This window comes from Polycladidibacter stylochi (genome assembly GCF_001562055.1).
Classification (GTDB): Bacteria; Pseudomonadota; Alphaproteobacteria; order Rhizobiales; family Stappiaceae; genus Pseudovibrio; species Pseudovibrio stylochi.
This window is the reverse complement of the sequence record NZ_LLWE01000014.1, coordinates 101,139-114,644: the sequence shown is the minus strand read 5'-3', so window position 1 is coordinate 114,644 and position 13,506 is coordinate 101,139. Positions and strand designations below refer to the sequence as shown.

At 46.7% G+C, this 13,506-nt stretch carries 12 protein-coding genes and 1 pseudogene; 7 read left to right on the top strand and 6 right to left on the bottom strand.

The window, feature by feature from the left end; all coding sequences use genetic code 11:
* Positions 1–169: 169 nt before the first annotated feature.
* The 5 genes and pseudogenes from AYK67_RS02495 to AYK67_RS16830 form a co-directional block, all read right to left on the bottom strand.
* Positions 170–829: a hypothetical protein gene (locus tag AYK67_RS02495; protein ID WP_068081866.1), complete on the bottom strand. Its 660-nt coding sequence runs from the start codon at positions 827–829 to the stop codon at positions 170–172.
* A 219-nt stretch (positions 830–1,048) separates the two neighbouring features.
* On the bottom strand, positions 1,049–2,551 hold the full coding sequence (gene guaB, locus AYK67_RS02490; protein WP_068081863.1) for an IMP dehydrogenase: 1,503 nt from the start codon (positions 2,549–2,551) through the stop codon (positions 1,049–1,051).
* 379 nt (positions 2,552–2,930) lie between these two features.
* Complete coding sequence (locus AYK67_RS02485; protein WP_068081859.1) at positions 2,931–3,224, bottom strand: type II toxin-antitoxin system RelE/ParE family toxin; 294 nt, start codon at positions 3,222–3,224, stop codon at positions 2,931–2,933.
* Positions 3,224–3,472: a type II toxin-antitoxin system ParD family antitoxin gene (locus AYK67_RS02480; protein ID WP_068081854.1), complete on the bottom strand. Its 249-nt coding sequence runs from the start codon at positions 3,470–3,472 to the stop codon at positions 3,224–3,226. The genes AYK67_RS02485 and AYK67_RS02480 overlap by 1 nt, the downstream gene beginning before the upstream one ends.
* A gap of 145 nt (positions 3,473–3,617) precedes the next feature.
* Positions 3,618–3,794 (bottom strand): annotated as a pseudogene (locus AYK67_RS16830) (transposase); the annotation flags it as partial.
* Between the two features lie 1,369 nt (positions 3,795–5,163).
* On the opposite strand from AYK67_RS16830, the gene AYK67_RS02455 reads away from it, so the two are divergent.
* Complete coding sequence (locus AYK67_RS02455) at positions 5,164–6,474, top strand: Hsp70 family protein (RefSeq protein WP_244266864.1); 1,311 nt, start codon at positions 5,164–5,166, stop codon at positions 6,472–6,474.
* Between the two features lie 159 nt (positions 6,475–6,633).
* On the opposite strand, the gene AYK67_RS02450 is transcribed toward AYK67_RS02455, so the two are convergent.
* Positions 6,634–7,614: a TDT family transporter gene (locus AYK67_RS02450; RefSeq protein WP_068081842.1), complete on the bottom strand. Its 981-nt coding sequence runs from the start codon at positions 7,612–7,614 to the stop codon at positions 6,634–6,636.
* Positions 7,615–7,804: 190 nt separating this feature from the next.
* Here AYK67_RS02450 and AYK67_RS02445 point away from each other — a divergent pair, with 190 nt between their 5' ends.
* From AYK67_RS02445 to AYK67_RS02425, 6 genes are all read left to right on the top strand, one after another.
* On the top strand, positions 7,805–8,743 hold the full coding sequence (locus tag AYK67_RS02445; RefSeq protein WP_068081839.1) for a LysR family transcriptional regulator: 939 nt from the start codon (positions 7,805–7,807) through the stop codon (positions 8,741–8,743).
* 134 nt (positions 8,744–8,877) lie between these two features.
* Positions 8,878–9,291 (top strand): SxtJ family membrane protein, encoded by a 414-nt coding sequence (locus AYK67_RS02440; protein WP_068081836.1) that lies wholly within the window; start codon positions 8,878–8,880, stop codon positions 9,289–9,291.
* An 8-nt stretch (positions 9,292–9,299) separates the two neighbouring features.
* A complete protein-coding gene (locus tag AYK67_RS17250) occupies positions 9,300–9,449 on the top strand; it encodes a DUF5989 family protein (RefSeq protein WP_173645092.1) in 150 nt (49 codons plus the stop codon).
* Positions 9,450–9,457: 8 nt separating this feature from the next.
* Positions 9,458–11,338, top strand: a complete 1,881-nt coding sequence (locus AYK67_RS02435) for a carbamoyltransferase family protein (RefSeq protein WP_068081830.1) — start codon at positions 9,458–9,460, stop codon at positions 11,336–11,338.
* Entirely contained in the window at positions 11,325–12,554 is a 1,230-nt protein-coding gene (locus tag AYK67_RS02430) for a hypothetical protein (protein ID WP_068081829.1), read from the top strand. Before AYK67_RS02435 ends, AYK67_RS02430 begins: the two co-directional genes overlap by 14 nt.
* A gap of 357 nt (positions 12,555–12,911) precedes the next feature.
* Positions 12,912–13,490: an NnrU family protein gene (locus AYK67_RS02425; protein ID WP_068081828.1), complete on the top strand. Its 579-nt coding sequence runs from the start codon at positions 12,912–12,914 to the stop codon at positions 13,488–13,490.
* The last annotated feature ends 16 nt before the right edge of the window (positions 13,491–13,506 follow it).

The following is a 13,506-nucleotide window of genomic DNA, read 5'->3' as shown; positions in this document are numbered from 1 at the left end:
GTTAACGAGAAGGAAATTATCGTCCACAAGCGTGAACTACATATGTTTGCGTCTGGATGCAAGTGTCACATTGAAATGAACATGTGTAGTTCCTGCAATATTCCACATAGATAATAAGTAGGCCATCGCAGGAGCTAACTGTGGTAGCTACCTAAATGATAGAATTGATTTATTCGGTTATGAAGTAGCCCTCTTGCATTTGAGACATGATCTGTGCCTCGTTTAAAAACGGGTTCTCCATAGCTGGAATGGACAATGTAGAAACTGCGGAAGCTGTTTTGAATGGGGCTTCGGGTAATTCGGCGAGGGCCGGGCACTGTTCGCTAAGGTTTTTGATCATGAGTTGGCGGTTTCTGACTTTAAGAGCAACATCCATTAAATCGCTCAGCAGTGGGTACGGCTCATTACTCCAAGCCGCGTTATTCTTGGTGTCATAGGCTTGCATATCTGCGCCTTTCAAAAAAAGGAGTTTATCGTCTTTGATAATGATCCCCGCTGTCTCTGTATCGGCTCCTATAAACTGCACTTCTTTGATTTTACTGTTGTAATCAATCGCATTCATCATCAGGCATGCAAAGTCTTGCGGACTATAGGTGATGATAGTGTATTCAACTTGGCCAGACCCTTTGCCGATCCATTCAAAGATTTTTTCAGCGTTTTCAAGCCGCTCTTTTGCTTCGTCCAAGTGCATAAAAGCGGCTCTATCTTGCATGCTGGAGTAAATGACCAGCGGGCGGCACGTGCTCATACCTTCAGTGTATAGCCCGCCGTTAAACCCATTTTCCAACAGTCCCCAACCACCTTGTGGCACAAAGTACAAGTCCGGCATCTCACGCTCCTAATTATCCTGCATTAAACCAGTGACGTTTCACTATTAGTTTTGTGAGGGCTGATGTTGGGCTGTCAGCTATCTTGCAAAGGACTAGTGGCTGTTATGTAAAGCCTGAGATAAAATGAGGCCGAGTTATGGGTGCAACTGCGAAAAATAAAACCCAAGCACTTGCAAAAGCGCTTGGGTCCATCTTTTCACCAGAAGGGGTGATAACGATCAAACGTTATTGGGGTAATTCGGGCTTTCGCGGGTGATCGCCACATCATGCGCGTGGCTTTCGCGGAAAGAGGCCGAGGAAATACGCACGAACCGCGCCCGCTCAACAAACTCCGGCAGGCTCGCACCGCCTACATAACCCATAGAGGCACGCAGGCCACCGGCCAGCTGGTGCAACACGCTGGAAAGTGGGCCTTTGTAAGGCACTTGTCCTTCAATCCCTTCGGGAACCAGCTTCAGGCTGTCGGTAACTTCCGCCTGGAAATAACGGTCGGCAGAGCCGCGCGCCATGGCACCAACAGAGCCCATGCCGCGATAGGCTTTGTAAGAACGGCCCTTGTGTAGGTAAACATCGCCCGGGCTTTCTTCGGTTCCCGCCAGTAGCGAGCCCACCATGGCAGAACCGGCACCGGCAGCAAATGCTTTGGCCATATCGCCAGAGTACTTAATACCGCCATCGGCAATAATCGGCGTATCCAGTTTGGCCCCTTCGTCGGCGCATTCCATAATCGCGGTCAGCTGCGGCACACCTACACCGGCCACAATACGTGTGGTACAAATCGAACCCGGCCCAATGCCCACTTTAACCGCATCCGCACCGGCATCAATCAACGCTTTTACTGCTTCACGGGTAGCAACGTTACCGGCAACCAGCTCCACATTCGGGAATTTTTTGCGAAACTCGCCCACTTGCGAAATCACACCCTGTGAGTGGCCATGCGCCGTATCAATCACCAAAACATCAACACCGGCATCAACAAGGGCTTCCGCGCGCTGCAGGCCTTCTTCGCCCACACTGGTCGCAGCCCCTGCCAGCAAGCGGCCCGCCGCATCTTTAGAAGCGCTCGGGTTCAGTTTGGCTTTTTCGATGTCCTTGACGGTAATCAGGCCAATACAGTTGTAATTGTCATCAACCACCAGCAGCTTTTCGATGCGGTGTTGGTGCAACAAGCGCTTGGCATCGCTTTGCGAGATGTTTTCTTTAACAGTAATCAACTCGTCGCGGGTCATCAGCTCGCAAACCAACTGCTCCTTGCGCGAGGCAAAGCGTACATCGCGGTTGGTCAAAACGCCCACAAGGCGGCCTGTGACAATACCGCCTTTACCGGCATTCTCGACAACTGGAATACCGGAGATATTGTAGGCTTTCATCAGGCTAAGAGCATCGGCCAGGGTGGCATCGGGGCCAATGACCACCGGGTTCACCACCATGCCGCTTTCAAACTTCTTCACTTGGCGCACTTCTTCCGCTTGGCGCTCATGCGAAAGGTTCTTATGGATAATACCAAGGCCGCCAGCTTGTGCCATGGCAATGGCGAGGCGTGCTTCGGTTACAGTATCCATAGCCGCAGAAAGGATAGGCAGGTTTAAATGGAGGTTGCGGGTGACACGGGTGCGCAAATCAACCTGGGCAGGCAACACCTCTGAATGTCCTGGAAGCAATAATACATCATCAAAGGTCAAAGCCTGTTGACCAAAGGATGGCTCGAAAAACGTTGCCATTGTCAAGTTCCCTTCTATGAGAATGAGTCGGCCCTTATCATCGCTACAACAGGATGATTGGAGGAGCGTGCCGAATTTGTATAGAGAAGTTGACACGGGCCTTTACCATGAGAATGAGGTTTTGAAAACCCCTTTTAGTTCATAGGTCCTTCTAAACTGTGCACGACGCCGCTAGAGCGTGTTCCCGAAAAGTGATAGTGGTTTTCGGATAAGAATACGCGTCAAAATAATAAGTTAAAGCAGTTTGATGCTTCTACGAAATGACAAACTGCTTTAGGGTGAAATCTTACAGGCAATGAAAAAACGCTAAACTCGCAAGGACCTAGCGAAAGCGTTGTTGCAATCGGAGGTTTAAGGGAGTTCTAGCTAATAAAGAAACTTATAAATGCCGCGCAAAATCCATGCTCTCATGCAAGATACGAAGAATCTCTACATTGTTCCGATCATCTCGTCGGAAAAAAATCACATGCTTATTACAAGGGCAGGACAGGAGATTGGGGCGCAAATCATCTCTGTCTTTACCCAAAGCGGGCGTTTTGGCTAGTGCTGCGAATGTCTCATCCAGTTTTGTCAAATACCGCAGAGCATGATCGTAGCCCCACATGTCCAGTGTGTATGCACCTATGTTGTCAAAGTCTTGCTTGGCAAATTCCGTGAGCCGGAACGTCGCCATCAGGGCTTACCCTTCAATTTGTTGAGTGATTTTTCAAGTGAGTAATCCGCAAATTCACCACGCTCTGCCTGTTGCCATGCAGGCTCGATAGCATCGCGCAAACACTGCAACTTTAACTCTTCAGATTCATCCGTAGCCATTTTCAATCGCAATGCTTCACGAATAACTTCGGAGGCATTGTTATAAAGGCCAGAGGACACTTTCTCGCGGACATATTCATCAAGTCGATCCGTTAAGGATACATGCATGGCGACACCTCATTATCTCACGCGACACTACAATATTTGACAATCTTTGTAAAATTATAGCACGCGATCATAGTGCCTTCATCTTTAGTTTCGCTGTTCACTTTTGCGGGATGCGTGCAGGCATGGGTCTGTCGCCGTTATTCGGTTTGCTGCCAGCATAGCCACCATCTGCGAAGACATGACGTAGCCATGGGAAGCGAAACCGGATTGCTTTGAGCACGTCAGGAGCTGCATCACGATCCTCAACATCAGCAGAATGGACGACAACGTGTAGTATCAAGCCAAGGGTATCGGTAATGATAAGGCGCGTGCGACAACTAATTAACAAAAAACTATTACCTAGAATTACTTGACGGATCACATTAGTTGCTGCAAATATATTTCAGGCTCGCTTCTTAATGATAAAGGGTATTTGGCAGATACCAAATGTTTTGGGTATTGAGGAAAGAGATATGAGCAGTTTTATTAAAAAAGTAATGTCCTTTTATATTATGTATATAAATTTTTCAGAAAAATATCCATTTAAGTCATTTCTAGTTCTTTTTGCATTTACATTAATATTATCACTTCCTTATATTGCTTTTGTGATTTTTAACAAATACAATTCATTGGTAGATATATATTTATACTTTGTTTCATTGGTTTTAGTTCCTTTTTATTTCTATCCCTTCTTCTCTTTTATTATAAAAAATGCATCACAATACATAAAGTATATTAACTGGTCAACAAAGCATACAATCAAGTCATTTTAAATTTTATATGCTACTATGTTTGTTTTGGGTAGTAGTGTATATGTTATCGCTTATTATTTTGGAAGTGTATTCTGGTTAGATGTCTATATGTACATCGTTGGACTTTTGATTACCTTGACAGGGATTCCAGTCGTTATTAGCATATATAGAAAGGCCTATAAAAATTAAAATACATATTAAAAAATTGATAGTTATGTTTTGTAGGTAAGTTAATGATTTTAAAAAATATACTTTACACCCCACTTGGAATTTGGCTCTTGTTTTGCTTCTTTAGCCAAACAATAGGAAAAGTAATATTAGCTACAACATTTAGCTATGCATTTATGGGCGGTGAGAGTATTTGGGGGTTTCTAACAAGAGTTTCTAACGGTTGCGGCGAGCTGCAGAGCGGCTTTTAAGTGATTGGTATCGCATGTCGCACTCTCTATCCTTTTTCGGCTGTCATAATTATTTATATACCCCTATTAATAGTATGCCTGTTAAGTTGGTTTGGTATTATGCTTTATAAGAGGCAGTTTATATGGGTGCTGAGCCGATATCAAAGACGCATAGTTACCATATTCATGAGCTCTCTTTTATTTTTAAATCTGTTATTTTTAATCGGTAAAACGCCCGAATACGTACTCTTTACTGGACCCATACATGGCTTCCACCCCCTCCTGCCGCTAGTTAATGGTTTCTTTATTTTCATCACACCGGTTACAGCCTGGTTTTTCATCGATAGGTACTCTAAGCCCTAGCTCTATTGGCTGGAACCTCAAGCAATACCAACTCAGCACAAACGGCTAGGATTAAGCCTCCTATAATTCCTGCGCTCCCACTTGATTGCGAGAGCGAGATCGTCTAGAAGCCTCCTCCCTTTCCAAATCCTTGCATAACACTTCCTATACCTGCACAGCGGTTTGGCTATTGTTTAATTTGTTTGTGTTGGAGCGTAGCATGACATTTACCACCGGAGCCATGACTTCAGGTGCCATCGGGCTGGATTTTGGTACCACCAATACCGTAATGGCGCATACCGACCGGAGCGGACAAACAAACGCCATGCGCTATTGCAAGGGGGAGCGTTGTTTCGACAATTTCCGCTCTGCCCTGTGCTACGAGGAAAAAGGTGCCATTCACCATCTGGAAGCCGGGGCCTTTGCTATCGAGCATTTTCTCGAGCATCCCGAAAACAGCCGTTTTATTCAATCCTTTAAAACTTTCGCCGCCTCCAAGCTGTTTAAGGGCACTTTTATCAGCCGTAAGCTGCTCAGCTTTGAGGATTTGTTGCAAGACTATATCGAGCGCACACTAATACATGCCGGTTACCAGCGCGAAAATCTCCCCAAACGCATTGTCGTTGGCCGTCCGGTAGAATTTGCGGGCGCTACGCCCGATGAAGCCTTGGCCAAGCAGCGTTATGCGGCCGCATTAAGCAAGCTGGGTTTTGAAGAAATCATGTTCGTTTACGAGCCGGTTGCGGCTGCCTTTTTCTATGCCCAGCAACTGGAAAGCGACGCCACCGTATTGGTGGCCGACTTTGGCGGTGGTACCAGCGATTTCTCTCTCATGCGCTTTCGCAATCAAAACGGTAAACTGCTGGGGGCTGATCCGCTCGCCCAAGGCGGTGTCGGCATTGGCGGCGATACCTTCGATACCCGCCTGTTGTGGGAGGTGGTCTTGCCTCATCTGGGGCGTGGTGGCACGTATCGCTCATTCAATAAGGAACTGCCGTTACCAAGTAGTTATTTCTCCATGTTCTCCAAATGGAACCAGCTTTCGGTATTCAAGGGCTCGGATGTGTTCAAGGATGTCAAACGTACCTTGAAACTCGCCAGCGAGCCGGAAAAACTCGAGCTGCTGATTGATCTGGTGGAAGAAGAGCAGGGCTATCCGCTTTATGAAGCCATTTCCAAGTGTAAAATGGCACTCTCGCAACAAGATGACGCCGTGTTCCGCTTTGCCCCATTAGGGGCAAAGTTCGCGCAAAACGTCAAACGCGCCGATTTTAACAGCTGGATCAATGAGGATTTGCAGCGTATTGAGGCCGAAATGAATGCCACCTTGACCAAGGCAGGCTTGAGTGTCGGCGATGTCGATCGCGTCTTTCTCACCGGTGGCTCATCGCGTGTTCCGGCTTTGCAACAGCAATTCAATCGGATTTTCGGGCAAGAGAAAGTGTCGGGTGGCGACGAGCTGGTCTCCATTGCCAAGGGGCTTGCCATCATTGGCGCAAAAAATAACGCGCAAGATTTCTGTGCACCTTAGAGCGTATTTTCGGACAGAATACGCGTCAAAATAAAGCGTATTCCTGAAAAGTGGATGCCGGTTTTCAGCTAAAAATACGCGTCAAATTAATAGGTTAAAGCCAAACACCGCAATCCTGATGTTTTGCGGTGTTTGGTCATTTCGTGAAAAATCTATATATTATCCGGAGGCTTTCAAAGACTTAACCTCAGGTTTTGCGCTGGGCATAAAGTGCTGCAAGTATTTATAGGCCACAAACCCCACAATGCCGGTGGCAACGAACAATTCCAACATTGCCAGCCCGCGTACCTGATAGGCAAACTCGGCTAAATCATGATGGGTCATCATCCACTTGGCGACCTTAAAAAGTGCTGTCGCGCCAATAACCATGGGGAAGGTGAAGGCCGCAAACCCCGGTGAAAATGGCAAACGCAACAGCTTGAAAAAGCTGAGGTAAATAAAAACAGTCATGAGAATGGCAATGCCGAACAGCAACGCGATAATAACCGGTGAAGGCGAGGCCGTTACGCTCAAGTAACCAGCCAGGCACAGGCTCGCAGGTGCCGCCATAATGGCAATGGTTGGCTTGGCTGGGTCAGGAACTTCATGCAGGTACACAAGGCGGTAAATCATCAGCGGCAGCATGATCGCGTAAGAAACCATTCCGAATACAAGTATGGCATTGGCAACAACCAGAAAGTCACCACCTGGAAAAGCCACGTCGGCAACCACAATGCCAATGGGTGGTACAAACCAGCTTGGTACCATATGGCCCAATTGGAAATTTTGGAAACGGTGGTAGAAGAATACCGCCATAAAAAACAGATGTAAGGCAATTGCGACAAACCATAGAGCCACCGCACCAGTATGCCAATACAGCCCGACAGCGTTGGATATCGCCATAAGAGCCATGGCGAATGTTGGCACCACACTACCAACCACAGGATGCGCCATGTCGTTGGCCAGCGCTCCTTTGGTTGAAAGGTATTTTATTGCCAGAATAAGCAGCAGGCAGCTGGCAATAATAGCACAACCCGTTTGTGCCATTCCATGCAGGGCAGCTCCGTTTTCCCAAGACCAGCCAAGCGATGCAATGCCCAGTGCCAACCCGGCCATAGGCGAGGGTGCCCACGCGGTTTTTTCCGATAATTTTCTTCCCATGACAACTTCTTAGTATTTTTATCTAGAGCTTTGGCTCTAAATGTTTTGTGAATTCATTCTTTGTGGTAATAATAGTTGTTTTTTCTAATTCTGTATAATTTAATCTATTGAATATATGGTTCAGAAAATCTGAACTTAGCTGTATGATTCTGTCAAAAACGTTTTTACAGCGCAATAAGGATAGCATTCGTTGATAACCCTAAGACAACTCAATAGCTTTTTGGTGGTAGCGCAAGAAGGTTCCATTACATTGGCCGCCGAGCGCTTGTTGCTCACCAAGTCAGCGGTCAGTATGAATTTAAGTGAGTTGGAAAAGCATTTAGGGCAACGCTTGTTCGACCGCAGTAACAACCGCTTACGCCTGAACGAACAGGGCAAGAAGCTATTGCCGATGGTCGATGAGTTGTTGCTGCGCACCCAGGCGATAGAAACGCTATTTACCACAAGCCAGAATACCGGCGATACAAAGGCCCCCTTAACGGGACGGCTGCGCATTGGTGCCAGTTACACCACAGGCAACCACGTCATTCCCTACCTCATACAGGACTTTCGAAAGCACACATACCATACCAACCAGTCGCTTATTGTCACCAACAGCAGTGAGGTTGCCGAAATGCTGAACGGCTTTGAGCTTGACATCGGCTTTATTGAAGGGAGGGTACAAGAGCCGGAGCTGCTTTCAATACCATGGCGGCAAGACCAGATGGTTGTTGTGTGTGCCCCCTCGCATCCGCTAGCGCAAAGGTTTTGTCGCGGTGCCACTCCGGCCCCCATTCATATGCAGCACCTTGATAATGTCGATTGGGTATTGCGCGAAAGCGGTTCGGGTACACGCGAGTTCTTTTTAACCAAGTTGGCACCATACCTGGAGCAATGGCATATCGCTTTTGAGCTGAATAATTCCGAGGCAATTCTAAGCTGCGTTATGGCAGGTCTTGGTCTTACATGCATCTCCCAGCTGGCCGTGCAGGATTTACTCGCTCAAGGACGCCTTTGCGCCTTGCCGCTGGATATCGATATGCACCGCCAGTATGCGCTGCTCTATCACCGCGAGAAATATTTAAGCCCCTTGATATCTGCTTTCATCCAATTCAGCAGGAATTGGCAAGGAGCGCTTCTTTTTGAATAGCACTACATTTATATGCCCTATGATTAATGCCAGCCATAAACTAAGGGGGGTAAAACCCTGGTGACATAATTGGCGGATTTACGAAACATCTGCATTTTGCTTCATTGCCACTATCGGGAAATAAGGTAAGGGCAATGCTGCAACAAGAACTACAAATGCTAAAGCTACCGAGCAACCGTCGTTTCGGGCTGTTTTTCGCGCTCGTGTTTACACTTGCAGCGTTTTATTTAATCGCAGCCCAAGCTCTTCATTATGCCGCGGCCAGCCTCTTCATAGCTTTTTCTTTCATGCTGCTTGCTCTGCTGCGTCCGGGTTTTCTCGTGCATTTGAACAAGGCGTGGATGCTGCTCGGTTTGCTCATTGGCAAAGTCATTTCGCCGCTTGTCATGGGCGTAATCTTTTTTCTCATCCTCACCCCCATGGCACTGGTGATGCGCGGCTTTGGGCGTGATGCACTGCACCTTAAAGCAGACAAATCAGGTGCAACCTATTGGAAACCCCAGGAAATTGACGCCCAAAACCCTGCTTTCTTCAAAAAACAATACTAGGGGCACTTATGGAAACAATAATCGAGCTATGGGCCTTCTTGCGTCAACGTAAAAAAATATGGTTGGCCCCTCTGGTGTTTATAATGCTGCTTTTGGGTGGTGTGCTCATAATTGCTCAAGGCTCGGTCGTGGCACCGTTTATCTACACCCTGTTCTAGAGGTTTCCATGAATATAATCGGAATCTCGGCATATTACCATGATAGTGCTGCCGCCCTAATATCGGATGGCGACATTATAGCTGCGGTTCAGGAGGAGCGTTTCACGCGTAAAAAGCACGATGCCTCTTTCCCGGCACAAAGCTGCCAATGGCTCTTAACGCATAGCGGCTTAAAACCACAAGATATTGATTATGTGGTGTTCTACGATAAACCGTTTTTGAAGTTTGAGCGCCTGCTAGAAACATATTTGGCATTCGCTCCCCGTGGCTTTTCCAGTTTTCGCCGCGCTCTGCCACTTTGGATAAAAGACAAACTCTTTCAAAAGCAGCAAATTATTAAAGCACTACAACAAAGCCTTGGCGATCAGTTGAATTGGCAAGAGCGCTTAATGTTTAGCGAGCATCATTTATCCCATGCTGCTTCGGCTTTTTTTCCCTCTCCCTTTGAAGAAGCCGCCATTTTAACGCTGGACGGGGTGGGCGAGTGGACCACTACATCCATGGCAATGGGGGCCGGTAGTGGCATAACCCCAATGAAATCAATTGAGTTCCCGCACTCCCTTGGTCTCCTGTATTCGGCATTCACCCAATATACGGGGTTTAAAGTCAATTCCGGCGAATACAAGGTTATGGGGTTGGCCCCCTATGGTACGCCAAGATATGCTGATCTTATTAAACAGGAGCTGATAGATATCGCCGCAGATGGCTCTTTTCGCCTCAATATGCGCTACTTCGATTACTGCACCGGCCTTTCTATGACCAACAAACATTTCCATCGGTTATTTGGTGGGCCACCACGTGCAGCAGAAAGCAAACTCACGCAAAAGCAAATGGATTTAGCCGCCTCGGTGCAGAAGGTCTGCGAAGAGGTTATTTTGAAACTGGCGAGTGATTTAAAGGTAAAAACCGGCGCGGAAAATCTCTGCCTTGCCGGTGGTGTTGCCCTTAACTGTGTTGCCAACGGCCTATTACAAGCCAAAGGCATATTCAAAGAAATCTGGGTTCAACCCGCTGCGGGCGATGCTGGGGGCGCACTGGGGGCGGCACTGGCACTCTACCATGCACATCAAGGCACCCGCTTAAAGAGTAGCCATCATACAAAGCCCAGCACGCAAAACACATCGGGCGCATACCAGCCGCAAGATAAAATGCAAGGAGCCTATTTAGGACCAAATTACACCAGTAATGAAATAGAGGCTGCTCTAAACAGCAGTGGCGCTTCCTATCAAAAATACACCTCAGAAGGGGTTGTTGAACAAACAGCACAAGCACTGGCAAAAGGGCAAGCCATAGGCTGGATGAACGGGGCCATGGAGTTCGGCCCGCGTGCGCTGGGCGCGCGCTCAATTATTGCCGATCCACGTAGCCCGAATATGCAGCGCCAGCTCAATTTAAAAGTTAAATTCCGCGAGTCCTTTCGCCCGTTTGCGCCAAGTGTGCTGGAAGAGGAGCTGGAAAACTGGTTCGATTTAAAAGCAAAAAGCCCTTATATGCTCATGGTCGCACAGGTTGCTCGCCAGCATCAAATTCCACTATCATCACAGCAGCAACAGCTGTTTGGCATTGAAAAACTTAATGTTCCGCGCTCGCAAATTCCGGCGATAACCCATGTGGATTATAGCGCTCGCATCCAAACGGTAAGCGCACAAACCAACCCGCGCTATCACGCTTTAATCAGTCGTTTTTTCGCGTTAACCGGCTGTCCGATTGTGGTCAATACATCATTCAACGTACGCGGAGAACCAATCGTATGCACACCGCAAGACGCTTTCCGCTGCTTTATGGGTACAGAGCTGGATATGTTGGTTATTGGTGATTTTGTTCTGGAAAAGAAAGAGCAAAACCCAAAATTGCGTGTAAGTTACGAGGCAAAATATGAGTTGGATTAAGCCGCTGGCTTTTTGGTCGCTACTAGTAATTCTTGCGCTTGTTCTTGTTGAAGTCTCGGCATGGCTTTTTTTAGTCGCTTCTGGCAATAATAAGAGCTTTTATAATGTGGTTAACAATAGCAACAACACGCACGCGCAAACAACATCTAATTGTATCGCCAATGCCTCCAGCTATAAGTTGCATCCATACTTTGGCTTTATCCAATCCAATTGTGTGCAACTGAACGAGCTGGGATTTTGGGGCAGGGCACTTGAGCGAGATGATACTTCAATATACAGGGTCGGCATTTTTGGCGGCTCGGTTGCCAATCAGTTCGCCGGTGTTGATGGCCACAAGTCTGCAGCTTTCGAGCAGCTTTTAAACAGTTGCTTCACTTCTCCCAAGGGGGGGACGTTTCGCACCATAAACTTGGCAGGTGCTGCATGGAAACACCCGCAACAAGAAATTGCCCTTATGCTTTTTGGCAATGAAATTGATTTGGCCCTATCAATTGAGGGATTTAATGAGCATTTTACCCTAAAAAATCTAGTGGACCTATCTGTTCCCGCCAATACGTTTTTTCATCTCGCCAACCGTGGTGTTGGTGCAAACTTGTATTTGAATTACGTTGAAGCGCTGGGCAAGACGACGCTTAATAAAATGGCAACACCGCGTTTGTTCGCAGTAATTGGCAGGAAATGGCTCAGCTCGCAACAAAACCACGAAAACGCCCAATATTCTTCGGCCAATTATATCTATCAAGCATCTGCAGGTGCCACACATAACAGAGAAACCGTTTACCACAATGTAACGCGTTACAAGGCTTTTGTGGCTGATTTTGCAGCATTGGCAAAAGCCCGCAAAATACCCTACTTGCAAGTATTGCAACCGTTTCCCAATGGTAAATCATTAACACCAAAAGAGGAAAAGGTAATAACGTATCGTGCACCCGATGATTATTTGCATATGGTACGTGAATCCATGTCCACCTCCCAAAAATTTCTCGACCTGTCGCAGCTGTTCATTCATCATGAGCAGCAAATTTTTGGCGATTCAATTCACTTTCTACAGCCTACGGTAAAAGCACAGTTCGGTCACACATTCGGTGATAGGCAAATGGCGCTGAAAATAGCCAACAAGCTACAACAGATGCCTGAGACAGGAATAAAGCGTAAACTCGGCAACTGTGAGCCAATATCATGGGGCAACACCGCAGCTTTTGAGGTACTGGAATAACTCAGCCCCCATCTATTAAGCCTATATGTCTTTTTCACGAAAACCCCTATGGCAGAATAAGTGTCGATTATTGAACTGTTATCGGGCTCAAACGCGATCAGCTTTTAAATAAGGAATGTTTAGTAATAGTGATCTTCTCATGCTTCTTACAAATCGGCGAAACTGCATTGCTACATGAATAAGTAACTTGCTGCATGAATAAGGGTCATGTCTTTTTGACATATTTTTTAGTCATTGTTATTAAAGGTCAAGCCTTTACTTGACTCTCGAAAGCCTTGTAAATGTGTAGTATTGTTTAAAATACTAAATAAGAATTCTATCACTTGTGCTGTTAAATTTTCAAAGTGGGAGTTGAAAATGGCACTTCTTATTCTAGGGCTCATACTATTCATCGGCAGTCACAGTCTGCCCATGGCAACCAGGCAATATGCCCATTTAAAACACACATACGGTGAGGAGAAAATCAAGGGCTTTTTAGGTCTCTTCGCAATGGCTGGTATCGCGGCAATGGTTTATGGTTATGGAATGGCAAGAGATTTGTCGCTTGACCACGTTTATTCATTACATGGCCCCTATACCAATATTATCGCAGGGCTACTCATGTTGCCGGTATTTCCATTGTTCGCATCGGCCTATCTACCAGGATATATAAAGAAAAATACCCACCACCCCATGCTGTTGGCCGTTTCCCTGTGGTCACTAGCGCATTTGATAGTAGGTGGTGAGCCGCAGGCAATCGCGCTATTTGGCTGCTTTTTTCTTTGGTCGGTAATTGATCGCATTTCAAACAATAAAAGAGATAAAGCGGCAGGGCGCACTGAATGGGCCAAAGGCAATGTAAAAAATGATTTTCTTGCCATACTTATCGGCTTAAGTATCCATGTCTTGTTTGTCGTCTATTTGCATGAAAAATTGTTTGGGGTGCCAGCTATGTAAGGTCCATTGCTAAAAT